The sequence below is a fragment of the Microvirga soli genome, assembly GCF_016734765.1.
In the GTDB taxonomy this organism is placed as follows: domain Bacteria; phylum Pseudomonadota; class Alphaproteobacteria; order Rhizobiales; family Beijerinckiaceae; genus Microvirga; species Microvirga soli.
This window is the reverse complement of the sequence record NZ_JAERQE010000010.1, coordinates 1-25,703: the sequence shown is the minus strand read 5'-3', so window position 1 is coordinate 25,703 and position 25,703 is coordinate 1. Positions and strand designations below refer to the sequence as shown.

Here is a 25,703-nt window from a genome sequence, read left to right as displayed (position 1 = left end):
CACCGATCACCACAACTATAACCCGCGGCACTATGGAGGCAGACATGACCCTTCTCAATCCCATCACAGAGCCGCTTCCGCTTGCACAGACAGGCATTCTGCCGCCGACCCGCTCCTCCCGACTCAAGACGGTGGGAACCAGGCCAAGGCGGATCTCGCTTGCGCTCCAAGGTGGGGGTGCCTTCGGCGCCTTCACGTGGGGCGTTCTCGACCAGTTTCTGGAGGAGGGCGTATCCTTCGATGTGGTGAGTGGCGCCAGCGCGGGCGCCATGAACGCCGCGCTGCTCGCCTCCGGGTTGGCGCAGGGTGGTGCCGCGGAAGCGCGCGCCACGCTGGAGCGGTTCTGGCGCAAGGTCAGCGAAGTGGGCAGCCAGAGCCGCCTTCTCACGTCAAATCCCATTCTGACGCGGATGACGTCGCACCTGTCGCCCTACCAGTTCAACCCCTTCGATCTGAGCCCCTTGCGGGACATTCTCACGAGCGAGGTCGACATTGAGGCCGTGTGCCGGCGGGCGCCTGTGCGGCTGCTGCTTGGGGCAACACGGGTCCGGGACGGAGCGCTGCGGCTCTTCCGCAACAAGGAGTTGACCTATGATGTTGTCCTCGCCTCAGCCTGCCTGCCGCAACTGCATCAGGCCGTGTTGATCGATGGCGAGCCGCATTGGGACGGCGGCTACGCGGCCAATCCTCCGCTGATGCCGCTGGTGACCGCCACGCGGGCGTCGGACTTGGTGGTCGTGCAGATCATTCCCACGAACGATGCTGATTTACCGACAACCTCAGGAGCTATCGATAAGCGGGTGAACCAGATCACCTTCAGCAACTCACTCCAGAGAGATCTGGAGGCCTTGTCGATGATGGCTCAGCTTTGCCGGGAGGGCGACATGCAGGGCTCGGGTCTCGGACGTAAGCTGCAACGTCTTAAGCTGCACCACCTGAGTGCTGAGGATCATGTTGATGGCTTGAGTGGGCTCAGCTTCATGAACACGGACTGGGGGCATCTTCAGCATCTGCGGGATCAAGGCCGGTCGGCGGCGGAGGCCTGGCTTGCGCGGCAAGCGAAACATTAGCCACGCCAGATAGTCTCGCTCCAGGCGATAAGGTCCTGTCGGTTCCGTAAGGAAGCCGCTCGGGGGAACATTCACGCTTGCCCTGGCGTTGCTTCAGTATCTCGCCGGAAAAGGAGAGCCGGATTAATACCCTGCACAACGACATAGCCATCGCCGCGTGTATCGACGGGGATGGATTGAAACGAACCCTGGTTTGCTTTGAACGGCACCAGGGTTTTCTCTTGGATGCGGGATCAAGAAGAAGTTTGCCACTCAGCTTGAGGAGCACCATCAGCGGGACCGGGAGCCGTATGTGCAGCGGCTGGTGGATCTCCATTGCTCGATGGTCAGGCGCATGACCTTAGAGGATATCTGCTCTAATCCGTGAGGTTCCCAGCGACCAGTTCACGCGGCTTATCGATCCCATGAGTACTGCTACACTCTGGAGATCGTAGCTTCGACCTTGCTCGACACTCGGGTGACGCGAGTTGGAGACCTCCGGGAATTGAGCGGGCTGTCTATTGCATGTCTGGCCATGAATGCCTTGATGCGCGGGGCGATCTCCGCTCGATAGCGTGAGCCGTTAAACACACCATAGTGCCCAACTCTGGCTTGCAGATGGTGCTCCTTTTTCGAGGGCGACAAGTTTGGCGTCAGGTCGAGCGCCGCCACCGTCTGGCCGCGCCCGGTGATGTCATCCTTCTCGCCTTCAATGGTCATGAGAGCACAGCGGCGGATCGCCTTCAGGTCCACGGGTCTGCCCCGGTGCCGCATCAGCCCTCTGGGCAGCAGATGGTCGATGAACACCGTCTCCAACGTCTGGAGGTAGTACTCGGCAGACAGGTCCATGACAGCAAGGTATTCGTCGTAGAATTCCCGGTGCTTTTCCGCCGAGTCGCCATCTCCTTCGACCAGATGATTGAACATCTCCCAGTGAGCTGAGATGTGGCGATCCGGGTTCATGGCCATGAACCCGCACAACTGCATGAACCCCGGATAGACCAGCCGCCCCCGGCCTCGGAACCGGTCTGGCACCGGGTGGATGCAGTGACGCTTGAACCAATGGATGTCTCGTGTCTGGGCGAAGCTGTTGACTGCGGTCGGCGCATGGCGGGTATCGATGGGTCCACCCAGGAGCGCGACTGAACGGGGCACCTGTGGATGTTCTTCAGCCTCCATGTGGGCAATCGCCGCCAGCACCGGAACGGCGGGTTGGCACACTGCCATCACGTGCAGGTCTGGCCCCAGCACGTTGAACATGCTGATGCAGTAGTCCACATAATCCGAGAGATCGAACTGGTCCTCGGATGCAGGCACCTGCTTGGCATCACTCCAGTCGGTGATGAAGACCTGATGGCTGTCGAGGAACGCCTCCACCGTGCCGCGCAGCAGCGTGGCATAATGACCGGACATCGGAGCAACGATCAACACCTTGGGCTTGTTCGACGGTGGTCCGAAGGCGATCACCCGGCAGAAGGGCCGCTGCCACACAACCCGTTCCGAAGCAGCGAGGTTGAACGCGGGTTTAGGATAGGAGCGAGTGCTCCGCTCGAATATCTCACAAGAAGCCACCAGAGCGCGACCGTGCGGAGTATAGGTGAGCGGACTGAAGGGGCTCTCACAGACCAATCGCGTCAGGTCTGCCGCGAGTCGGGCAGGAGATAGCATAAACTGTGACGCTTCATGCAACAGGTACAACATGCGACCGAGCCTCGTAGTCCGTTTGCGCCCCACAGTGCTTGAGTCGTCGGTTCCCGCTCAGCACTGGTGTGATGGCGCTGCGGTTCGGCTCAATCCGCAGTGAGTTTGGAGCAGCGATGCTTAGCATTGGATGAATTGGATACTCTCAAAAAAAGGCGGGAAGCCGTAGCTTCCCGCCAGTCGGGAGGAACCAAACCATGAGGATCATATCCACAAAGTCCGAGTTAAATCTCTCCCAAACAAGTTTGTTCCAAAGATGACTGGAACAAGACAGGATTGTTCAAGTATTTTAACCTATGATAATCTTTATTTTGCATTCAACAGGCTAATTCTAACCTAGGTTAAATTTGTTTGTTCGTTGCCAACGATGCCAACTTCGATCAGAAATTCTGGTGAGACCCTGATGGATGGTGATGTTGTTGAGAAGAGTCTGCGTCTGCACACCTAACGGTACGGTTGAGACAAATTCCGCTGCGGCGAGCAGAGGACCGTCGAGCACCCCTCATGGGGCGCCTCTTTCTACTTGTGGTCTGACCTCTTCCAGCGGAATTGCGTCAAGGTTAGCCGCGTATTTGCTTCTTTCAAGCTTAAGAAAAGCAGTATGAATAATGATCAGTTTTTAGGATTGAAGACTGAATGAGTATGATCGCAGGTCCAACGAACAGACCTCCTGCCGTATATTTAACCACTCGCCCTTTATTAACCTGTGTTAAACTTTGCCGGACCGCCTCAACAATGGGGGAGCAGCGATGTCTGGGCGAACGATCTCTTCGGTCTCCAAGCCAGAACTCGGGTTTAAGCAAAATTCAAATGGTGCTGAACCAGAAGTAACAACATTCCTAATCAGTGACAACGCCCTGCTGCTCCTGGGACTTCAGCAGGTCCTACAGGAAACGCCACTCGTCATTGCCAGGGCGGCTTCTTCTCCAGGGCCAGATTGGCTCCAACAATTAGCGTCACAGCCTACCCTGGTCCTCATCGATGCCAATCAGAACGCCGGTCGCGCGCTTGAGGCCATCAGGCAGGCAAGAGAGCAGTCTCCGGAAGCCCGCATTGTGGTTCTGGCCGATCACTTCGATCTGAGCTTCGTGCGGTTGGGGCACGAGGCAGGTGTGGATGGCTTCTGTCCAGCAGCCAGTGCGCCTGACTAAATCAACAGAATCGACCAAAAGGGGACATTCCGCTTCAGGATGCCTTGACGTTTGTCCCCCAGCGGCTGTGCAGGAAGCGCTCCCAAGGCGAGAACAGGAGCCGATCCGCGAGAAGGCCAATCAGCACGATCACAATCATGACGCCGATGACCTGATCCATGGCGTTGAGCTCGCGCCCATAGTGCAGTAGGTGTCCGAGCCCGAAGCCCGTCAGGATGGTCACGTAGATCTCCGCTGCCATCAAGGAGCGCCAGGCGAAGGCCCAGCCCTGCTTCATCCCGGTTACCAGAAACGGCAGCGAGGCGGGCAGGATAACGCGCGTCCACTTGTGCATACCCTCCGATCCCATGGTTCGGGCCGCACGGGCATAGATCGGAGGGATCGAGCGAGCACCGTAATCGGTTGCAATGATGACGGACCATACCGTCCCCATGATGACAACAAACAACATTGCGCTTTCCGTCTGCCCGAACCAGACAAGAGCCAGCGGAACCCAGCATACGCTCGGCAACGTCTGAAGCCCGAGCGCCATGGCTCCTACCGTGTCCTCAAGCGTCTGGGACATACTGGTGAGGAGGTGTTGTCACGTTAACTCAGGTTTGACTGCGACCGTGTAGACGGGCCGCCATGAGAAAGTCTGTCAGCTACAAACGTCATCGGTTCCCGCCTCAGATCATCGCCCATGCGGTTTGGTTGTACTTCCGGTTTCCTCTGAGCCTGCGCCTGGTCGAGGAGATGCTGCTCGAGCGCGGCATCGTCGTGTCTTATGAGACGGTCCGCCGATGGGCGCTGAAGTTTGGACCGGCGTACGCTCGCCGCCTCAGGCGCAAGAGACCAAACCATCGCGATATTTGGCATCTCGACGAAGTCGTGGTCACGATCTCTGGCCAGAAGCACTGGTTGTGGCGGGCGGTTGATCAGGACGGCTATGTGCTCGATGAAGTCGTCCAGAGCCGGCGCGACACCAAGGCCGCCAAGCGCTTGCTGAAGCGGCTGTTGCGGAAGCAGGGTGGCCCACCGCGGCGCATGATCACCGACAAGCTCGGCTCCTTTGCGGCTGCCCACCGTCAGATCATGCCAGACGTCGAACACCGCTCGCACAAGGGGCTCAACAATCGGGCGGAGAATTCACATCTGCCGTTCCGCCGGCGCGAACAGGCGAGGCAGGGCTTTCGATCTGCCGGAGGACTGCAGAGGTTCGTCAATGTGTTCTCTGCCGTCCGTAACCTTTTCGTTCCACCCCGCTCCCGCCGCTCTGCCCGTGCGACCCACCTTCACCGCCTCAACGCTATGGCCGAGTGGAAGGTCGCGGCGAATGTCGCCGCTTGAAACTGTCATGCCGCTGAATTTGCCTCGATGCGCCCGATGCGGGTTAACATGACAACACCGAAAAACTCCTGAGGGCTGCTTCGTCCATCTATTACTAGGGTCAGCGTGCCAGATTAGGCCCAGCATCCTGTATGCTGACCACGCACAGAACGGCAGTTGCCGAGTTTTTCAACAGCATCGATCCGGAGCAGACATTCCCCTGTCGTGATACCGACGGTGCGCTGTTCGCGCTGCAGGCGCTCACACCGGCTGAAGCTGACGCGCAAGAGCGCAGCTGATTGCAGCACGAAGTAGAACACTTGGGCCTGCAACACGAGACCGCGCCAGCAAAGTGCGGCCGAGCACATGTCGAATTGTGATCGGGTGTACTCTGATCCTGTGAGCAGCAGACTAGACGTAGGCCAATTTCAGGAGGCAGCACGCTATGGCGGAACCAGTTCTGAAGAAGGGGTCGACGGATCCCGCTGTGCAGGACTTGCAGGAGGCCCTCAAGATCCTCGGACATGATCCAGGGCCGATCGACAGTGTCTTCGGGCCCAGCACTGAGCGCGCAGTCCGATCCTTTCAGCAGTCAAAGGGCATCGCTGCGGATGGGGTCGTCGGCCGGGTCACGTGGATCAATATCGATGAAGCCGACCAGAGCGAGCCAGGTCTCCGCCTTGGCTCAACCGGCCTGCCAGTCCGCCGCCTTCAGAGTCGGATGAGTGCGGTTGGTTTCGACACAGGCGGGGTCGATGGACGCTTCAGCCCGAAAACAGAAGCGGCAGTGAGACAGCTTCAGCAACGGTTTGGCCTTGCTGTGGACGGCGTCGTGGGCGCGAAAACTTGGGCGGTTGTTGCTGCACTGGAGAACGAAGGGTCGGCGAGCTGACTGAGATGGATCATCGGGGGTGGCTGCACTCCGATCGCACATCATTTCGGATCGGGCTAAGCAGCGCAGGTTTGGTCGAGGAGAGCAGGTATGGCGAACGAGATCCAACAACCCAAGCCGTTCGATTTGGTAGGCAACCCGATCCTGATCGGAGGAATTGGCTCAGGGTTTGAGGCCATTCTTCAATATCGCGTCCATGACGGTCATAATGAGCGCACAGGCCACTTCATGGTTGGTGGCGGGACCGGTGAGCACGGACAGTTCCACCTGTCGATTGACGTATCTGGAGCCGTCTTCCAGTTGGACCGTCTGTTCGTCGAGGTGTTCGAGCAGAGCGCAGCAGACGGCTCAGAAATCAACAAGGTGATTGTCCCTGTTATCTTCGGACCTAATATCGTACCCGGGTACGTGGGCTTCCGTCTTCATACGGTCCAGCGTGGCGACACACTTGCGAAGATCTCCCGCGATCACTACGGCGATCCCGGCCGTTTCCAGGATATCGTCAGGGCAAATCCACTGGTCATCAGTGACCCTGATCGGATCTTCCCCGGTCAGGTGCTTAAGATACCAGTCGGCGCGTAATGAGTATGCAAGACAGGTCACAACAAGATGAGCGGTGATGAGAGCGTGATGCAAACCGGTCGAGCCGGGATCAGGACAACCCGAGGTATCGTCAGAGCTGCGAGGTCGCTAAGTTGTTGGGGACCTGATCCGCGGACTTACATCAGGGCCCGCGGCCACATAAGCCGCACTTACAGGCCGTAGATATGACTGCCCCGACCACTTGCAGCCACGTTCAACAAAACCCTTGCCGGCAGGGAGCGTCCAGATATGACGGTGCCGGCCAAACACATGGCTCCCCACGACCAGATCGTCAAAACGCCAAAAACTCCTTGCCACGTAGGCGCCGTCTACAAAGGCTTTATCGGAAATTACGCTGAGTGTTTCTCCGCACAGGCATCATCCCCGCCATGATCTACAGTAACTTGGGGGCTTAGCACCGTCGCGGAGACACGCGCATGGACACCGACACTCGCACCCAATCCCAGGCAACCCAAGTGGCACCTGAGGCCCAGAGTAGGTTTGGAGCCTTACACTCACTAGTCACCGAGTTCATCACAGGGGGGCGGCCAGACCCGGATAACCCTCAGCCCCCTGGTCCTTGGGACCCAGTAATTCGCCAGACCCTGACGCGGATCAGGGACCGTCTAGGGCCACACCCTGATCCATGGAAGGTCATGGGTTCTGTCTCAGACATATCGGATATGGTCAGTCTCAATCCGCAGCCTCTTCCACCCAAAGCACTGTTCTCGATCATGCTTGCCGAAGAGGTAATCAACCATGTGTCGCGCCTGCAGGACATCGCTGACATAGCGGGCCAGTCCGGCTCACCCGCCCGGGATTACATGGCGCGGTTTGTCGACGACATCGAACTTTGCCCGCCTTATCGGAAGTGGCCGTTCCCACCGCCGAAGCGCGGAGAGACTTTGTTCGATCCGGTTGATATCGTCACCATGGGCGTTGCCTTCACGCATTTGGCCGAAACTGTTCCTGACGAGAGGCTCCGCGGCGATATCCAAGGCATGGGTGCAAGGCTCATGGAGAAGGGCACAGCCCGGATGTAACAAGCTGGAGGAGGGCCTCCCAGAGCGGCTCTCCTCTCCACCTAACAGTTCCATTGAGGGTGTTCTGCGAATTACAGGCCCATCGGGGAGACTCACTCTTGTCCTGCATTGTACGTCTGCGCCCGCATTCCCGCCGAGGTGATCAGTCTTAAGGTCTGGCCCTATTTTCGCTTTCACATGAGCGTGCGCATGGTAGAGGAGATGCTGGCCGCGCGTGGAACTGAGGTCCGCCACGAAACGGTTCGGCGCCGGACTGAGAAGTTTGGACGGGAGTTTGCCAATCGCATTCGCCAGCGCCCTCCTAGGTCGGGCGATTGGTGGCATCTCGAAGGGGTGGTGATCACCATTGCGAGGAAGAAGCGTTGGCTCTGGGGGGCTGTGGATCAGGGCGGCTTTGTCCTGGATATTCTTCTCTAGAGCCATCGAGACTGCAACGCCGCCAAGCGCCTGCAGCGCAAGCTGTTGAAGAAGATCGCCATGGCTCTGCGGGTGATGGTCACAAACAAAATTGGGTTCTACGGTGCGGCTCGCAGGGACATGGATCTCGGCACCGAGCATCGGCAGCACAAAGGTTCAAACAAACGGGCGGAAAACTCACACGAACTCACCCGCCGACGCGAGCGCCAAATGAAGCGCTTCAAGTCGGCCGGGCAGGCGCAACGTGTTCTCTCAATTCACAACTCGATCAGCAATTTGTTTCACCTACGGCGTCATCAATTGACTGCCACCACCTATCGCAATGCTCGAAAGGCAGCCTTCGAGGCTGATTGGACATCACCTGTGCGGCACTTGCCGTGTGAAATCGAGACTTATTTCGCCTTGGTGATGGCGAACGCCGGTAATGTGACGATGTCGAAAGAACAATCCTCATCTGAACAGCATGGTGTTCTCGATTTCAGCTTGTAGTAGCACTATTCATGAGACCTGTGCGCGGGTGGCCTCGACCCGTGGCTGTTTGGGTGATTCAATAGGGCCGCTGGACATGACTGGAGCGGTCCCATGGCACGCCGTCAGATTGGACAGGAAGTCTTCACGTTTGTCGCCGATCCTATATCCCATCGCGGCGCACTGGACCGGCTGTCAGAGCTGATCGACTGGTCCTTGCTGGATCGACACCTGGCCGACATCTACGCCGCTGCCAAGGGCGAACCAGCCTGGCCACCGCTGGCCCTGTTTCGCGCCCTACTGCTGGCCGTCTGGTATGACTTATCGGATGTGAAGTTGGCCGAAGCGCTGGAAGACCGCGCCTCATTCCGGCGCTTCTGCGGGTTCGCCGCCCACGAGCCTACGCCAGAGCGCACCGCCTTCGTGCGGTTCCGGCGGGAGCTGGTGGGGCGCTCGCTCGACAAGGTGCTGTTCGATGAGGTGACGCGCCAACTCAAAGCCCAAGCCATCACCATCAAGACAGGCACGCTAGTGGATGCCACGGTCATTTCCTCGGCAAGTGCTCGGGATGAGGAGGCCGCCTGGGCCGGGCACAAACGACGTAGGGCCATCCACGGCTTCAAAGCGCATGTGTCAGCCGACGCCGACACGGCCCTCGTGGAGGAATTGACCGTCACCCATGGCAATGTCAACGACGGGCGCGCTGGCGGCGTGGTCCTGCCGGATGATCCTGGCGATGTTTATGCCGACAGCGCCTACCGCGGAACAGCCTTTGCCTCTGCCGTGCAGAGCAAAGGCGGATGCCCACGCGTGGTCCAGACAGGCGTGTGGGGCCGACCTGGTGGCAATGCCTTACGCAAGCTGCGGGCGTGGAACCATCAAGTCCAGCATGTGCGCTGCCGGATCGAGAAGATCTTTGGCACCTGGAAGCGCAGCTACGGCCTACGACGTATGCGCTGGACAGGATTAGCGAAAGCGGCCCTGCAGGTCAGATTGACCGCTATCGCCTACAACCTGAAACGCACGGCGGTGATCCTGATACCGGAGGCTGCCTGATCAGGGGCGAAGTGTGCCTTCAGACATCCCCAACGGGAGCATTGGTTGTCAACACTGCCAGTCTCGGAAAGCGACGTGGGGGACTTCCCTCACGGTCATCACGACCGCGATTTGACCACCCGCGCACAGGTCTCATCACACGGTCGCTTTGTGCTGATAAGAATAAATTCTACTACGCACTCTCCACTAAAGATGCCAATGCAAAATGTCTGACCGTTAAATAGCGCTCCATTTTGTGACAGATCTTGATGAGCTTTACCGTCGAGCTTGAGCCAATTTGCACAAAACGGCTTCAATCCGGAAGACCAGCCTTTATCAGACCTTCCAAGTACCGGATGGCTCCTGGTGACGACCGGTATAATTTCCGGACTTTTCCTACATGGTAGTCCGGTTCATAAGCTAACAACTGCTCTACTGCTCGAGTAGCTTCATCAATGCGATCAAGATGAGCAAGGCTTGCAATCAAAGGCCGGTAGCTTGCAGTCCAGGTATCCTGTTCGCTGATGGCTCGCTGAGCCCACCTGATGCTCTCGTCGTATTGTCCGTCCATACACAGCGCAACGGCCAAGCCGGAGAGCATCGCGACCATAGTCCGGTCGAAGGGGCTCAACCGCATCGCAGCGTGGAAATGAGGTATCGCCTCTTGCTGAAGGCCTGCCCAGCAGCGGACCCATCCACTCATGGTATAGGCGGGGGCGCAGCTTGGGTTCAGGATGAGTGCGCGGTCAAGAAGGAATAGGGCCATATCCAGATTATGGGCAAGGTATCCGATCGCCTGCGCCGACATCCAAAGAACAGTCGGATCGTCCCGCTCCCGCTCAACTGCGAGCCGGGCGGCTGCAACCCCTTCCTGACTGTGCTTGGTGATATCTTGGCTCCAGCCCTGTGCAATGTAGTAGACGTAGCACCAAGCCTTCAAAGCGTTCGGTTGCGCATAGCCGCGATCGTTGATCGTGATTGGCTCGAGTAGGTGCAGCGATTCCTCGACGCTGTCCCGAGTGCCCTCATAAAACTTTCCGAGTGCCCGGAGGAACTGATCATAGGAGCTAAGTTTCTCAGGATGCGTGCGTTTGACCCTTTCTATTTCGGCGCGACGAAGATGGGGCTCAATTGCAGCGGCAACATTGTCTGTGATGGTGTCTTGGAGTTCGAAAACCTCCTGCACATCGCCGTCATACCGGCCAGCCCAGATTTGAGTCTCGGTTTCCGCTTCAAGTAGGCGCCCCGTGATGCGCAGACGGTTGCCCGAGCGCCTCACGCTGCCATCAAGAAGATAGCGCACGCCGAGATCGGCGCCTATGCGCCTTGGACTGACCGGAGTTCCCTTGTAGATAAAAGTGGAGTCACGAGCACTCACGAAAAGCCATTTCATTCGGCCAAGCGCTGTCAGGATGTCCTCGACAATGCCGTCCGCTAGATAATCGGCTTCACGATCATCGCTCAGGTTTCGGAATGGCAGAACGGCGATTGAGGGTTTGTTGGGTAATTTCAGGAGTGGAAAAGGGCGGCTTCCATGAGGCGCAGTATGCGCGGGGGGATGTGCCCCTCTTGAAATGTAGACTTGTATGGGGCGAGCGATGTTCTTCAAGGTATGCTCACCGCGATCCTCAAACCGGAGGCTTAGTCTGCCGTGTAACTCATCAAAAACTTTGGACGATATACATATGCTTCCCGGTGCGGCGATCTCCTGCAGACGGACCGCCACGTTGACGCCGTCGCCATACAGATCCCCATCAGGTCCGCAAATGATGTCTCCCAGATTGATCCCAATTCGAAGCAGGATTCGTCTGTCATCGGCCTCTGAGTTGGCGCGCTCCTCCAATTGGCGTTGAGCTTCGAAAGCGCAGATGACAGCCTCAACAGGGCTCACGAATTCAATGATCGCGCCATCACCCGTGGTCTTGATAAACCGCCCGTGGTGTTTCCTCACAGTGGGTTCTGCAACTTCCGTCATGATTCTCTGCATGGCAGCGAGTGTGCCCACCTCATCCCGCTCCATCATGGCCGTCGAGCCGACAACATCAGCGACGAGAATCGCTGCGAGGCGACGTGGTCCTGCTGCAGAGCTGACCACTGAAGACGTTGCTTGGCCTTCTACCATAACTCTACCATCAAACTGGCTCGTTTATGCAGTCGATGCAGAAGGTCAGTAATGCTCCCTTACTATTAGGGGCTACTCAGTTGTAAGACGTTGGCTCATCGGTGACAATACAGCAGCAATCAAGCATTCTCAAGCTCAGTGTATCAGGATTATCCTTGGCACTTAGATAAACGTTTCTCCTGGCCCATACCTTTCGGGAGGGAGTATGCGCAATATTGTTTTGTTGAGAGTCGCATCTATACTGGCGGCACTGACCTGCCCCGTTGGGGCTTACGCTCAGGCGGATCCGGCAAAGCCATCCTCCAAGCCGGCTTTCTTGGATCAGGGCTGGAGCGGGGACGACCGGACACGGTTCCGCACTGCTTCTCAGCGCTCGCAGTTGATGCTCTATAGCTGGCTTATCGTTGTGGAGAGACCAACCAGCGAAGAAATGTTCCTAGATGATGAGTACACCCGTTTACAATATGTTCCTCACAGCCGAATATGGCTACGGGATGGGCGAAGTCCAATAGATTATCCATTGATGTCGTTGTGGCGACGACGAGAAGAGATGAGGTTTAAATCGGCATGAATTGCGCCGAATACCATTCAAACCAATTGGAAATTGAACAATCACGCCTGAAGATCGACGTCGGTCCGGCCATCACTGATAAGTTAGCTTTTATGGAGGATTGTGATTGGCGTTAGCCCGAGAGGAAGGTAGACATCACTGCGACTTTCTAGTTAGAGATGCTCAAAGTACTCACGTTGCTAGGCTCGTAATATCCAAGAAACAGTTCGGCTGCGGCTCAGTACACCATTGGGGCCACTAAAATTGAGTAATGCCTCAGCCCTGTAGGTGTGCCGTTTGGCACAGAGGGCAGTCGTCTATTTCTTTCATAGTGTTTCTGCGCTGCGACTAGGCGCTCATCGGAGGAGACACCCATGGCTAAGCAATATACTGTTTTGCGTGGTCTCAACCAATCCAGGACTAGGGAGCCATTCGCTGTCGGGCCTAGCCCAACCGGTCTTGAGGCGCTCATCGCCGCACAGGCAATCCCCCAAGTTGAAGTCCGGACCTTGAACAAGATAGAAGTCTTGGACACAGCCCGCGATCCCGAGGTTAAAGGGATCGCTCCAGTCATGCCCATCAAACTGATCGAACCCACCAGTGCTGACGATGTCAATGCTACTGCAGGTGATGCATGGGGAATCAGCGCCGTCCGCGCAGACGTTTCTGCGTTCAATGGCGACGGTGTGGTGGTGTCCGTGCTCGATACAGGTATTGATCCCAACCATTCGGCTTTCCAGGGTATCACTCTCGTCCAGAAGGATTTCACCGGCGAGGGTGACGGCGACGGTCACGGACATGGGACCCACTGCGCAGGCACCGTTTTCGGGCGCGACGTAAACGGGACCCGCATTGGTGTTGCTCGAGGAGTTAAGAAGGCGCTTATCGGTAAGGTTCTCGGAACGAACGGCGGCGGGGACTCCGACATGCTGTTTCAAGGCATCACATGGGCTATAGAAAATCAGGCTGATGTCGTATCGATGTCGCTTGGCTTCGACTTTCCAGGATTCGTTGATCAGATGGTTTCAAACGGCCTACCAGTACCGGCTGCTACATCGATTGCCCTTGAAGGGTATCGTGCCAATCTTCGCATGTTCGATGCTCTGATGCAGATGATCCGGGCGAGGGCGGCGTTCGGTCAGGGTACAGTGGTCGTAGCGGCGTCGGGGAACGAAAGCGAGCGCACGGCCCAGAAGCCGTACGAAGTCGCCGTATCGATCCCTGCAGCTGCTGAAGGCATCATTTCGGTTGGAGCATTGGGAAGGGCGGGCAACGCACTGGACGTGGCTTCCTTCTCAAATACGTTTCCGCAGATCAGCGCCCCTGGCGTCGACATCATATCGGCACGCAAAGGAGGCGGTCTGATCTCCATGAACGGCACGAGCATGGCAACCCCTCACGTCGCGGGTGTCGCCGCCTTGTGGTGGGACTTCATGAGACAGTCTGATACCCCGGCCAATGCACTCGGTATCTCGTCCAAGCTGCTTGCAACGGCACGGAGTAACGTCTTCGCTGCTAATGTAGATCCTACCGACCGAGGTATGGGGATTGTCACTGCGCCGTAGTTGCCTACCCAAAATCGGGTTGCACAGTTGCTGGGAATGATAGTTCCCAGCAACTGCCCATAGAGTGAGCCGCGAAGATAGCTTCCACTGGTTCTTGGCGAAAGGCAGGAGTAGCAGTTCACACGAGTAGAACTACCGTGCATAGTTGTACTCCACCGCACTTAAACGTCTGACTGGTAGACGAGTATTTGGAAGCCCAGATGTGTTCAGTACTTTGCATATCCTTAAAGAGGATTGCAGGACAAGCTTTAGCGTGATAGGTTTGTTATCAGTTAGCCGTATCGTGTTGCTTTGTGCACAGTAGTTCATGAAACTCAGGTGGTGTGCCCAAGCCGATCGTCAGCGTCGGTCCAAAGACACGTCAATCAACTCATCTCCTTTAGCCGCTCTTCTTGGCTAGGAACAGCGTACCAGTGATCACATAGCAGCCAGGAAACGCGAGCAGGCTCTGCATTGTGCGGTTCCGGATTTTGGGCATTTTTGACGCGGTAGCCTCCTGGACCCTGAACAGGAAGACGTGTTTGTGAAACTCTCCCCGTGTCGAAGGAATGTCACATCGCGCAAAAGACTTGTTTCAGGTGGTCCTAACATAAACTCACACGCACGAAGGTAAGGTTTTTTCGGGAAGCAGTAGTACAAATCGCTCTAAATCGTCCATTTTGGAGAAGCTCACCATGACTGTCTTGTTTCAGACGCACAGTGGAAGAGAAAAATTCGAGCCCCAAGAAGGTAGAGTTGGAGCCACTCCGCGGGTTTCAAGCAACATGCGCATCCGTGTTGCGGCTCCGCCGGCTGGGACCGATATTGCCGTCGATGAGCAGGCGGACTTCGGATATTTGGTCCCGCCGCTAGACGCCCCCGAGCATTATCTGCCAGAGACTGCTGAAACCCTCGGTGAACTCGATGAGCTCGGCAACCTCATGATTGACGCAGTCGAGCCTGAAGATGCCACCGATGAGACATCGGCTGCAGACTCCACTATGCCTCCTGTACTAACTTATTGGGGCCAGTTCCTCGACCACGAGCTAACTGCTCGAACAGACCGGGAGAGCATCATCACAAGTGTGGTCAATGCGCATCCTCCGGTGTCATCCTCAACAGTCGAAAGCCAGTTCCGAAATGCGCGGACCCCACGATTCGATCTCGACAGCGTTTATGGCGGCTCACCTATCGGTCCAGGCGTTACCGCCGACGTGGTTACCGTCATTTCAGGCATGCGGCATCCAACGCATGTGAATAAAATGCGGGTTGGAACTGCCGTCGATCCTGGGCCACTTCCTGACAGTCTCGATGAGCATCGCGATCTGCCGCGCTATGTCCAGATCCAGGCCTCCGTACGCGATGCCGCCCTCAGACTTGCCCAAGCATCAATGAGCCAAGAGGAGTTTGAGAGATTTTCATCTGAACTCGGCCAAAGGGCATTAATTGGCGACACTCGCAACGACGAGAACCTCGTGGTCGCGCAGTTTCATCTCAGCTTCCTCCGTTTTCATAACAAGGCTGTTGATTTCCTCGCCAGCCACAAGACAGGATGGCTGCCGGATTTCGCCTCAGCTCAAATGTTGACGCGACTGCATTATCAGTGGCTCATTATAGAGGGGTATCTAAAGGGCGTTTGTGACCCTACGGTAGTGGACAGAGTGGTTCAGGATCGCGCATCGCACTTTTTCAGGTTTAGAGCGGAATTCGATGCACGACGTCAAAACACCCGGCTCGGCAACGCGCTGCCGCTCGAGTTTTCTGTGGCGGCTTACCGGTTCGGGCACTCGATGGTTCGTGCATTCTATGACTACAACAAGAATTTCGGCCGTCCTGGTAGCGGAATCTTGCCGAATGCCACACTCAACCTTCTGTTTGGGTTCACCGGCGGCGGCGGGAACATAGCTGGTGATAAAAAACTGCCCAAAAACTGGGTGATTGACTGGACCCGATTCATCGGGGTTGCGCCGCATGATTCATCTGACGGGCAGCCTGCACGGGTTGCACGCAAGATCGATACGGATCTCGCGCCCTCTCTCGGAAAGATGATAAAAGAGGGCAATGACGAGGCGGACGTGCAGTTGAAGGCACTGTTCAAGCACCTCGCCCGTCGCAATCTCCGACGAGGCTACAATCTGCGGCTCGCAACAGGGCAAGCCGTCCATCAATATCTCCAGCAGCACGGCGCCGTTGAAACGGGTCCGATCACTGACGTCTCGACGATTATCAACGCAAAGCCGTCATTGCGGGAGTTCCTGAGAAACACGCAGTCGAAGATGCACCAGCGCACTCCACTGTGGTTCTACCTCTTGGCCGAGGCAGAGGCCGGTGGCGGAAACCGGCTGGGTGAACTCGGAAGTTGGCTCGTCGCATCGACTTTCATTGGCGTGCTGCTCGCTGACCCAGACTCCGCCCTCTCGCGAGGGTTTGCACCGAGCCAAAGCCCTCTCAGAATGCCTGACAACAGTGAAATTGACTCTCTCGCCAAGTGGATGAGTTTCGCAAGAGTGATGCCATAGGGTCTGAATGGATCGCGGACCGCAGCGTGAGCCTTAAGTCGCTTCGGCCGCGACTCAACTCTTCAAGTTGCTTGGTGGCGAGCTCTTTTCCGACTGTGAGATGATGTCTGAAGTCAAGGAGAGACCGATGATCTTTGATGGGGATCTTCGCGTCGCTGCCGAGGCGGCACAACGCTGGCGCGCGCGTGAGGCGCAGCGGGCGGGGCGTGAGGGCAAGTCCGTGGCCGCCGTGGAGACGCCCCAACGCATTGAAGCCCGGCTCAAGCGGCTTACCGCTGCCGCAACGGCGCCATCCCGTGTCCTCAAGGCCGGACCACCGCTTCCAGAAGCTCAGGTGCTGCGCGCCATTGGACTGGAGCGCACCATCGGTCGTAGCGACTTTCAGGGAATCGCTTTCCTGGAATTGGCTCTGGCAGTGTCGCGCTTCGTAGGTAGGGTCAGCATTCGCTCCGCCCCCAGCCGCGGTGTCGGTTTCGGCACCGGCTTCATGGTGTCACCGCGTCTGTTGCTGACCAACAATCATGTCCTGCCCGCGCCTGGATCAGCGCAGTTCAGCGAGGTTGAGTTCGACTATCAGAACGATCGCGCTGGCCGCCCACTGCCGCTCGTGCCATTCGCGCTGGAGCCGCAGACCTTCTTCATGACCGACGTGGAGCTCGATTTCACGCTCGTTGCGGTCGCCGAGGGCTCGCGACAGGATACGCCCGCGCCCCTAGCCCACTATGGTTGGTCACGGTTGATTGCTGAGGAAGGCAAGATCCTGATCGGCGAGCACGTAAACATCATCCAGCATCCAAAGGGCCAGCATAAACAGTTCGTCTCACGCGCCAACGAGCTCGTCGACATCCTGGAGAGCCACCTTCACTACATCACCGACACCGAGCAGGGGTCGTCGGGGTCTCCCGTCTACAATGACCAGTGGGAGGTGGTGGCGCTGCACCACTCCGGTGTCCCAAGAATGGAGAACGGACAGTACATAGCCAAGGACGGCCGCCCTTGGGATGGTCGAGACAGCGACGAAATTGATTGGATTGCGAACGAGGGCGTGCGGGTCAGCCGTATGGTCCGCCACATTGAGGCCCGCTCACTCGACCGTGACGCTGCCCGGTTGCGCGATGACCTCCTGAACCGTGAGCCGCCCAGCCCACTGGAAGCTGCCGAGATGGCGGCGCACGCCGCTGCCCAATCCAACGGACGGAGCAAGCTCGTGAGCATCGCCGCCCCAGCCCAGGCCGGAGCCGCCGCCCGGCCGGCTGGCACCAGCTTCACCATACCCCTTCATATCACGATAGAGCTGGGAGCGCCGGAGGAGTCGGCTACGGATAGGGGAGGCTCTCCGGCAGAGGCCCCTCCCGCGGCCGGCGCGGGCTCACCCGAACTGGTCCGCGCACTTGCTGAGCTGAAGGACGCTCCAAATCGGCCCTACTACGATGCCCAAGCGGACGACCGCGCCCGGAACCTTTACTATCGTGACCTGGACGGCAACGCCGAACCGGCGGTGCTGTTCAAGGCCATGCACGCCCTCCTGCGGCGGACTCACAAGACCGAGTTGCGCTACAAGCCAGCCCTCCACGTCTATCCCTGGGTGGACCTCCGGCCCGGCTCCCCGCCCAGTATTCGGAGTATCTACTCAAACAAGGGTTTCGATCCCCGCGAGCTGATCGAGGCGGACTTCCACCTGGACATGGAGCGGGAGCGGCTGCGCGAGACGCTGAAGCGGGAGGGCGCCACTGTGCTGGAGAGCGCACTGGACCTACTTGAGGCCAGCCTACCGTATAACTGTGAGCACGTCGTGCCGCAATCTTGGTTCGCCAAACGGGAGCCGATGCGCGGAGACCTGCACCACCTTTTCGCCTGTGAGTCGCGCTGCAATAGTTTCCGAAGCAATACGCCATACTTTGACTTTCCTGAGTTCCAGGAGGCAATCCGCAACGAGTGCGGCAAGTCGGAAGCGCAGGGCTTCGAACCTTTCGCTGGAAAGGGAGCCGTGGCGCGAGCGACCCTTTACTTCCTGCTCCGTTACCCCGGTGAGATAGACGACAGCGCCAAGGAGTACAGCAAAAGCGACCTCACTACCCTACTGGACTGGCACCGACGCCACCCTGTGGACGAATACGAGCGGCACCGGAATGCCGCAATTTTTGAGAAACAGGGCAATCGAAACCCGTTGGTCGATCAGCCATCATGGGCAGAGCGCATCGACTTCGCCGCCGGATTAGGCCGGCGCGGCCGGGAAATCGCGGAAGTACGGCCAAGCGGTGACGAGCCCGAGCAGTTGGACCAGGTCTTGCGCGCCCTAGCCGCCCTGGACGCCCGAACTCCGTCCGCAGCGGCCCTGACTGAGGCTGTCGCAGACTTCGGGGCCTATGAGGGACTGCCGCCGGAAGTGGCGCTGCTGGACGAGGGTCGGACCGTGAAGCTCCTCAAACCTCTAACCTACATCTCCGAGATCGGTGAGCGCTGGCCGGTAGAGGCTGGGGTGGTGGTTGACGGCGCTTCCATTCCTCGGGCCTTCTGGAGCCTGATCGGCGGTCCCTTCGAGGGACGCTATCGCAACGCCTCCATAATCCACGACCGCTTCTGTGATCTGCGTAGCAGCTCTTGGGAGCTGACCCACCGCATGTTCCATGACGCCATGCGTTGCAGCGGCGTGCCGCTTCTCAAGGCCAAGGTAATGTTTTACGCCGTGTACCGCTTTGGCCCGCGCTGGACGGTAGGGCAGGAGGCAACCGGCTCTGTCCTGACCTTCGAGCGGCGCGCGCCTACCGACGCCGACGCCCTCAGCCTGCTGGAGGATGCCCGGACGATCTATACTGAGAATCCTTCTCTTCAGGAGATCGAGGCTATGGCCGACGCCCGAGGCTGAAGCCGCCCGGCTCTGTCGCGAATTTTGAATAACGACAGAGAGAGGACCCTTCTACCCACAGGCCTCACGCAGTCAGGATACTGAACTGCTCAGCGAGGGACAACTGCGAGCCACGGGCGTATTTTGCCTGTCCCTTCCGTATCATGGGAACTATCTTGATGTCTTCCAAGATCGCCCGAGCCGATATCAGGCTGGTATCTACGGCACCATCACCAAGAGCCATCCTGAGGGTTGTCGGATCCGCGATGCAAGCGCCTCTCCCTTAGGTCACAAGGTGCATCGTAGAAGCTGCCGCCGAAGTGTAGTACGACGACCTTGTTCTCGTCGCCCCGTAGCTACTTCTATAATCTCCAATAGTGGTATGTTTCTTTGTTGGTCGGTTGGTGGCATACTGAAGTAAATCACGCCTTGGCACCAAGCGTGACCTGTCGCGGAACAAGTATCGAGTTGCGCGCAAGTTTACAGGATTATTGACAAGCCACCGAGCAGGAAGCGTCTTATGAACCGGACCTGCCGCTGCTTCAATTGCATCTGACGAAGGGGGCGGTCTGCCCCTGATGTACATCGATAGTATGCGAGCAGGATTGTCGCAACATACCGCTTAATCGTCGCGTACTTCTCTGGAAGTGGAGAGAACCTAATGCGTCAGCAATTGTTGTCCGGCCTCCTGACGGCGACAGTATCGGCAGCGCAATCTTGGGCCGCGGACACTCCGACAATTTTCGTTGATCAAGGGCCAGACTGGACGCAAACGACACGCGCTGACTTTTACAGCCGCGATCAAGGCGCCAGGATGATCCCACTGGCTTGGCTGCAGGCGTTAAAGCAACCTAACGGCCAGCCATTCTTAGCCGATAGTCTCGTAAGATACGGTTATCTGCCAAATCCAGCGAACAGCAATGGCCTGCCTGTCGGCTTCACCGCGTCCGGACCAGGGGGAGCCCGAATTGCTGGTATGACCTGCTCGGCCTGCCATACGCGGCAGATCACAGCAGAAGGCAAGACGTACCGGATCGATGGTGGACCAGCCATTGTTGATTTCCAGAGCTTTCTGACCGATCTCGACTCCGCAGTCGGGCAGATCCTCGCCAGCGACGTAGCATTCCAACCGTTCGCCGTCGCGGTACTCGGTTCCGCCACGCCGGATCCTGACGATATTGCAGCGCTACGTCAGCGAGTGGACGCCTGGTACCTGCGTTACCATACGCTGATGACGCGGGCCTTGCCGAAAGATGCTCCTTGGGGGCCTGCGCGGCTCGACGCAGTCGGTATGATCTTCAACCGCCTCACGGGACTCGACCTTGGGCCGCCGCCGAGTCTCCTTATCCCCGAGAACATCAGGCGTGCGGATGCTCCCACGCGCTATCCATTCCTTTGGAACGCGCCGAAGCAGGACAAGATCCAGTGGCCAGGCTTCGCCGATAATGGCAACGACGTTCTCGCCCTCGCTCGCAACCTAGGGCAGGTGATCGGCGTATTCGGCGTATTCGAGCCGAGGAAAGAGGGGTTCTTCGTCAACTTCCTCAATAACAACTCGGCGAATTTTGACAGCCTGGGTAGGATAGAGGATCTGCTCAAGCAGCTCGGCCCACCGAAATGGCCGTGGTTGGTGGACACCAACCTCGCAGCTCAGGGGAAAGTGATCTTTGATCGGCCAACGGCACAAGGCGGTTGCAACGACTGCCACGGGATCAGGCCCGGGAACGTTCGGTTCCCGGGCGTGCAGACCTGGGCGACACCAGTCCAGGATGTCGGAACCGACACCCGGGAATACGACGTTCTAGCATGGACCGCCAAGACCGGTGCGCTGCAGGGTGCCTTTATTCCATTCATCACCAAGCCATTGCAGGAAACCGATCTTGCCTTCAACATTCTCGGGACCTCCGTGATCGGCTCGATCACGCAGCATGTGCTGAGCAACGGCGGCGATGTGCTGACTGGCGCAGCTCAGGTTGCACAAGCCCAAGGAGGGCAGGAAACCCCTGCAACAGGGCTGGCACGTCCAGCGGGCCCAACGCGACTGCCACCATCTTTGAGAGATCTTCAGGGGGCCTTCAATGCCCCAACCCCGCTGCTGGAAAAGCTTAAGACGGAAGGCACCCAGACACCGGGCATTCCAGCTCCAACGGCTGCCGCAGCAGCACCTCCGAGAGGCGCTTACGAGTCTCGGGTCATGCAAGGAATCTGGGCTGCTGCGCCGTATCTGCACAACGGCTCGGTTCCGACGCTCGCCGAACTGCTTAAACCAGTATCTGAGCGCGTGAAGGCATTTAAAATAGGATCCAATTACGACACGGTCAATGTCGGCCTTGCAGTAGAGCAGACGCAGTTCAACTACACCTTGACCACGACTGATTGCAGTGACCGCAACTCGGGCAACAGCCGCTGCGGACACGAGTTTGGGACGCAGTTATCGTCTGAAGAGAAGAAGGCGCTTCTGGAGTACCTGAAGACCCTTTAACTCTAGTGTGGCTGGTTGGGTCGCAAATCTGGAGCAGGGACGCGAAACCGGCCGACGCTCCGTCACAGGCTGCAAGCAGATCGAACTGCTCTGCAAGTTAAGGCTGCGGATTGTGGGCATACTTCGCCTGTCCTTTCCGCATCATATGAACCATCGCGATGCCGCCCAAGATCGTCCGAGCGAACGCCATCGACTTGAACCCGAGCATCGGGCGAATGCGCCAAATAAGTACCAGTAGGCCAATAGGTAGTTGTGTCGTTCCTCGACGCCGGCGAGCCCCAGATAAGTGGCAGGATCATCACTTTGGCGCATGCACCGGTGCCATGCACAGAAGGGTTCAGGAGCAGGAGCCGAAGTCCTGCACTTAGAGCGTCTAACAAAGCCGTTCGCATTGGGTGAAGCAGATAAGCGCGCATCCGAGTGTGGTGAAGGCGAGATGGATGTCCTCGCGTCGTTCATAGCGAATGGAGAGACGGCGGAAGCGATTGAGCCAAGCCAGTGTGCGCTCTACCACCCAGCGATGCCGTTCCAGGCGCTCACTGTCGTTCACACCGCGGCGGGCAATCCTGGGCACAATGGAGCGCCGTCGGCATTCGGTCCGGCAGCGCCGATGATCATAGGCCTTGTCGGCGTGCAGTTTATGAGGCCTGCACCTGGGACGTCCCCGGCCATGCCGCACCGGCTGCACAGCATCGAGAGTGGGTGCGAGCATCAGGCGGTCGTGCCGGTTAGCCTCACTCAGGCTGAAACCGAGCGGTGTGCCCGTCCAGTCGACCACAACATGGCGCTTCGTGCCCGGTTTGCCGCGATCCGTCGGGTTCGGGCCGGTGGCAGCGCCCCCTTTTGGGCCTCAATGGACGAAGCGTTGAGCGAGGCCCGGCTCCAGTCGAGTTGGTCGGCGTCTGCCAGACGCTCCAGCAGGATGCGACGCAGGCGCGTCCACACACCGGCCGCCCGCCAATCGCGCAACCGGCGCCAGCACGTCATGCCCGAGCAGCCGATCTCGGCGGGCACTATCTCCCAGGGAATGCCCGAGCACAGGACAAAGAGGATGCCAGCCAGCGCCGCCCGGTCATCGACTCGCGGCCGACCACCTCTGGGCTTGGCCGGTTCAGGAGAAGGAGCGGCTCAATCACCGCTCACAGAGCATTGGGAACAAGGGGTTTGGCCATGCCAAACCAATGTACTCACCCCGGTTTTGTTAGGCGCTCTTATTCTAGTGGCGTTCTAGGTGCTGTAAAATGGGCATAGCCGGCGATGAGCGGTTTTGGGTCGCGCGCAGAAGGGTCCGACAAACCGCATTTTAAGATCATTGGCGATAACCCGCACATCATCGACGTGAGGAGGTCGGGGGCGATGCCGAGCCAATACGCCCGCGGCACCTTGACGATCGCATCAAGGCCGACCGCCTGGCAGCTGCCCACACACGCCATAATCATCAGCCCTCAACTCGCCTAAGCCCAAGCCCCTCAGCCAAGTCGTTCTCAGGTGCCAAACGGCTCACTCGTGCAATAAAGCGTTAGTTGAAATTCTTCAGAAATCTGGTAAAATCTTAGTGTTAGGGGCAGTTTACCTTTGCTACGAGGTGTGGCTATGTCCGATAAATTTAACCTTACCCCAACTCTCGGACGTGGAACTGTTATGATGTCTCTTGTGGCGGCAGTAGCTTGCGCGGCAGCTGTCGATCCAGGCCAAATTGCGCCCTCTACAGAATATAAATCCAACGGCCATGATCTTTCGCCGCATATCGAAGCTCTGGCCATGCAAATACGCAAATTAGATCCTATTTTCGATCAGAATTCATCGCCAAGTGTGCAACTGGCGCAGTGGCGGAACTACTAAAAACTCACAGGTCTAGGGATATGCCCGCTGTAATGTCTTCGGGCACTACCCATGAGGTGTTTGCACGGCGATTAAAGTTGCTTGTCCTGCAGCCGACGCCGTTCTGCAATATTGATTGCTCCTACTGCTACCTCTCCAACCGCACGTCTAAAGCAAGGATGAGCCTTCAGACTCTGGATCTCGCGTGTCGGCGCATATTCGAGAGTTCTCTTATTGGATCCAGCCTTGACGTTGCTTGGCATGGCGGAGAACCCCTCACCGTTCCAATCGATTGGTATTTAGAAGCCGTCGATCTCATGGCCAAGCGGTCGAACGGGGAAGTTGAGTTGCAGCACTTTTTCCAGACTAACGGATTGCTGATTAACTCCAAATGGATTCGATTTTTCTTTGAGATAGGAGCGAAGGTCGGGATCAGCATCGACGGGCCCGCCGATCTGCACGATGCAAATAGGCGTGCGCGTCACGGGCGCGGCACTCATGAGAAAGTCATGGCCGCGGTGCACCTCCTGCAGGAGCACAGTCATCCGTTTCACGTGATCACAGTGCTCACCGAACACTCACTACATGAACCCGAACGCCTCTTCAATTTCTATGTTCAAAATGGAATTAGAGATGTCGGCTTTAATGTTGAGGAGATCGAAGGAGCAAATCAGGTTTCATCGCTCGAAGGAAAACAAGTGGAGGCCCAATTTAGAGAATTTGTTCGAAAGTTCTTTGAGTTGGTCTGGGCTTCGCCTGGCCTCGTGAGAGTTCGTGAATTCGAAGACGTCGTTGGACTTATCTTATCAGAATCGCCCGTGAGAGATCAGCAGAACGTTCCTTTCAGCATTGTCAGTATCGACTATAAGGGTTCTGTTTCTACGTTCTCGCCGGAATTATTGGGGGCCTATCATCCGCGATTCGCCAACTTCACATTCGGCGATGTCGTGACGCACGATATTCAAGCCTTAGAGGATGAGCCACTCTTTACAACCGTTAGCCAGGAAATACAACGAGGAGTTGAGAAGTGCAAGAGCGCTTGTCCTTATTTCCGCTGGTGCGGCGGTGGTGCGCCCGCGAACAAGCTATTCGAAACCGGGCGGTTTGATGTCAGCGAAACGATGCACTGCCGGTTGACCCGTCAGATACTCCTTGATGAAGTGGTTGCAGGACTTCAGACGCGCATTCGAGCACCACGGTCAACTTCCGGATCCGACGCTGCAATGATGCTCAACGAGAGTGAGGGGTGACATCGATTTTAAGTAACAATAAGTGTTTTTCCGTACTCGATCAAAACTTCATGGCATAATCCACATCACGTCGAGATTTCCTCTCCCGGTACGTTGAGCATACTTGATTTTGTGCTCTTTGATGCAGAGCACGTTTGGTCATGATGATCTGTCCATCTTAAAGCATTGGACGATTACACGGACGCATATCCGGGGGCCTTGAAGAAGTTCCAGCATTCGTGGGGCTCAAACAAATTGCAGATGTCGCCGAGCGCTCGCCAGAGCGCGTCAACGGTTCGAGCTTCGGCTTTGCGCAGGTATGATTTGATCTTGGCGAAGGCTTGCTTAATCGGGTTCAGATCGGGCGAGTAAGCGGGCAGGAACAGAAACCAGGCTCCCTTTTGTTTCAGACACTGCATGGCCTTCCCGCTCTTGTAGGCCGCTAGAGCATCGGACTGAAAGGCAGATTCAAGAGGTTTCGGTCTGGGCTGAAACGTGATTCCCTTCTGAGAACAGGAGGCGGATCATGACCCAGAGCTTCTCCTTGGATCTGCGCGTGCGGGTTGAGGCCTTTGTCGAGGCGGGCCATTCCTGCCGGGCGGCGGCCCGCCACTTTGGGGTCAGCGACAGCTGCGCCATCAAGCTGATGCAGCGGAAGCGGCAGTCCGGCTCACTCACGCCAGCCCGTCAGGGGCGCCCGCCGGGAGGCAGCAAGCTGGTGGCTTGTGAGACCTTCCTGATCCAGATCGGCGAAGCCGAGCCGGCCATCACCATGCCCGAACTGGCCGCTCGGCTGCTGGACGAACACGGGATTGTGGCTGCTCCCGCGATGCTCTCGCGCTTCCTGTGCCGGCGTGGCTTCACCTAGAAAAACACCTGATGGCGGCGGAGTGCGCACGCGCCGACGTGCGGGATGAGCGCCGGGTCTGGCACGCCCAGCGTCAG

19 protein-coding genes and 3 pseudogenes are annotated in these 25,703 nt (G+C 57.7%); 16 read left to right on the top strand and 6 right to left on the bottom strand.

All coding sequences use genetic code 11. The annotated features are described in order from the left end of the window. The first annotated feature begins 44 nt into the window (after positions 1-44). On the top strand, positions 45-1,070 hold the full coding sequence (locus JKL45_RS11055; RefSeq protein WP_201861186.1) for a patatin-like phospholipase family protein: 1,026 nt from the start codon (positions 45-47) through the stop codon (positions 1,068-1,070). Between the two features lie 414 nt (positions 1,071-1,484). Here the strand turns inward: JKL45_RS11055 and JKL45_RS11050 are convergent, their stop codons facing one another. Beyond that, complete coding sequence (locus JKL45_RS11050) at positions 1,485-2,750, bottom strand: polyhydroxyalkanoate depolymerase (protein WP_201861185.1); 1,266 nt, start codon at positions 2,748-2,750, stop codon at positions 1,485-1,487. Positions 2,751-3,499: 749 nt separating this feature from the next. Between JKL45_RS11050 and JKL45_RS11045 the strand changes: the two genes are divergently transcribed. After that, positions 3,500-3,901, top strand: coding sequence for a response regulator (locus JKL45_RS11045; RefSeq protein WP_190847302.1), 402 nt, complete (start codon positions 3,500-3,502; stop codon positions 3,899-3,901). Positions 3,902-3,935: 34 nt separating this feature from the next. Here the strand turns inward: JKL45_RS11045 and JKL45_RS11040 are convergent, their stop codons facing one another. Then, a complete protein-coding gene (locus JKL45_RS11040; protein ID WP_246498487.1) occupies positions 3,936-4,433 on the bottom strand; it encodes an ABC transporter permease in 498 nt (165 codons plus the stop codon). A 95-nt stretch (positions 4,434-4,528) separates the two neighbouring features. Here JKL45_RS11040 and JKL45_RS11035 point away from each other — a divergent pair, with 95 nt between their 5' ends. From JKL45_RS11035 to JKL45_RS11005, 7 genes and pseudogenes are all read left to right on the top strand, one after another. Further along, positions 4,529-5,230, top strand: coding sequence for an IS6 family transposase (locus JKL45_RS11035; RefSeq protein WP_201861184.1), 702 nt, complete (start codon positions 4,529-4,531; stop codon positions 5,228-5,230). A 131-nt stretch (positions 5,231-5,361) separates the two neighbouring features. Next, complete coding sequence (locus JKL45_RS11030; protein ID WP_201861183.1) at positions 5,362-5,508, top strand: hypothetical protein; 147 nt, start codon at positions 5,362-5,364, stop codon at positions 5,506-5,508. Positions 5,509-5,654: 146 nt separating this feature from the next. After that, a complete protein-coding gene (locus JKL45_RS11025; protein ID WP_190848473.1) occupies positions 5,655-6,101 on the top strand; it encodes a peptidoglycan-binding domain-containing protein in 447 nt (148 codons plus the stop codon). A gap of 90 nt (positions 6,102-6,191) precedes the next feature. Continuing rightward, the gene (locus JKL45_RS11020; RefSeq protein ID WP_190848474.1) at positions 6,192-6,683 is read left to right on the top strand and encodes a Gmad2 immunoglobulin-like domain-containing protein; all 492 of its coding nucleotides are present in this window, start codon (positions 6,192-6,194) and stop codon (positions 6,681-6,683) included. Between the two features lie 656 nt (positions 6,684-7,339). Next, positions 7,340-7,726: a hypothetical protein gene (locus JKL45_RS11015; protein WP_190848475.1), complete on the top strand. Its 387-nt coding sequence runs from the start codon at positions 7,340-7,342 to the stop codon at positions 7,724-7,726. Between the two features lie 81 nt (positions 7,727-7,807). Beyond that, positions 7,808-8,488: pseudogene (locus tag JKL45_RS31055) on the top strand (IS6 family transposase); the annotation flags it as partial. 237 nt (positions 8,489-8,725) lie between these two features. Beyond that, positions 8,726-9,667 (top strand): IS5 family transposase, encoded by a 942-nt coding sequence (locus tag JKL45_RS11005; protein ID WP_201861182.1) that lies wholly within the window; start codon positions 8,726-8,728, stop codon positions 9,665-9,667. A 292-nt stretch (positions 9,668-9,959) separates the two neighbouring features. Here JKL45_RS11005 and JKL45_RS11000 read toward each other — a convergent pair whose 3' ends face one another. Next, positions 9,960-11,768, bottom strand: a complete 1,809-nt coding sequence (locus JKL45_RS11000; protein WP_190848477.1) for an adenylate/guanylate cyclase domain-containing protein — start codon at positions 11,766-11,768, stop codon at positions 9,960-9,962. Positions 11,769-12,692: 924 nt separating this feature from the next. Between JKL45_RS11000 and JKL45_RS10995 the strand changes: the two genes are divergently transcribed. From JKL45_RS10995 to JKL45_RS10980, 4 genes are all read left to right on the top strand, one after another. Further along, positions 12,693-13,883, top strand: a complete 1,191-nt coding sequence (locus tag JKL45_RS10995; RefSeq protein WP_190848478.1) for a S8 family peptidase — start codon at positions 12,693-12,695, stop codon at positions 13,881-13,883. A 764-nt stretch (positions 13,884-14,647) separates the two neighbouring features. Beyond that, on the top strand, positions 14,648-16,381 hold the full coding sequence (locus JKL45_RS10990; protein ID WP_246498476.1) for a peroxidase family protein: 1,734 nt from the start codon (positions 14,648-14,650) through the stop codon (positions 16,379-16,381). A 127-nt stretch (positions 16,382-16,508) separates the two neighbouring features. Further along, positions 16,509-19,247 (top strand): endonuclease, encoded by a 2,739-nt coding sequence (locus JKL45_RS10985; protein ID WP_201861180.1) that lies wholly within the window; start codon positions 16,509-16,511, stop codon positions 19,245-19,247. A gap of 640 nt (positions 19,248-19,887) precedes the next feature. Next, on the top strand, positions 19,888-21,708 hold the full coding sequence (locus JKL45_RS10980; RefSeq protein WP_190848481.1) for a di-heme-cytochrome C peroxidase: 1,821 nt from the start codon (positions 19,888-19,890) through the stop codon (positions 21,706-21,708). 97 nt (positions 21,709-21,805) lie between these two features. On the opposite strand, the pseudogene JKL45_RS10975 reads toward JKL45_RS10980, so the two are convergent. Together JKL45_RS10975 and JKL45_RS10970 are read right to left on the bottom strand one after the other, a co-directional pair. Beyond that, positions 21,806-21,928 (bottom strand): annotated as a pseudogene (locus JKL45_RS10975) (IS6 family transposase); the annotation flags it as partial. Positions 21,929-22,081: 153 nt separating this feature from the next. After that, positions 22,082-22,844: pseudogene (locus JKL45_RS10970) on the bottom strand (IS5 family transposase). 457 nt (positions 22,845-23,301) lie between these two features. Between JKL45_RS10970 and JKL45_RS10965 the strand changes: the two are divergent. Together JKL45_RS10965 and grrM are read left to right on the top strand one after the other, a co-directional pair. Then, positions 23,302-23,550, top strand: coding sequence for a hypothetical protein (locus JKL45_RS10965; protein WP_190848482.1), 249 nt, complete (start codon positions 23,302-23,304; stop codon positions 23,548-23,550). 20 nt (positions 23,551-23,570) lie between these two features. After that, positions 23,571-24,779 carry a cyclophane-forming radical SAM/SPASM peptide maturase GrrM/OscB gene (gene grrM, locus JKL45_RS10960; protein WP_312896946.1) on the top strand — a complete coding sequence of 403 codons (1,209 nt, stop codon included), beginning with the start codon at positions 23,571-23,573 and terminating at the stop codon, positions 24,777-24,779. Positions 24,780-24,952: 173 nt separating this feature from the next. Here grrM and JKL45_RS10955 read toward each other — a convergent pair whose 3' ends face one another. Further along, the gene (locus tag JKL45_RS10955) at positions 24,953-25,258 is read right to left on the bottom strand and encodes a transposase (protein WP_376771023.1); all 306 of its coding nucleotides are present in this window, start codon (positions 25,256-25,258) and stop codon (positions 24,953-24,955) included. Positions 25,259-25,284: 26 nt separating this feature from the next. Here JKL45_RS10955 and JKL45_RS10950 point away from each other — a divergent pair, with 26 nt between their 5' ends. Next, positions 25,285-25,626 (top strand): helix-turn-helix domain-containing protein, encoded by a 342-nt coding sequence (locus tag JKL45_RS10950; protein ID WP_190848484.1) that lies wholly within the window; start codon positions 25,285-25,287, stop codon positions 25,624-25,626. Positions 25,627-25,703: the final 77 nt, after the last annotated feature.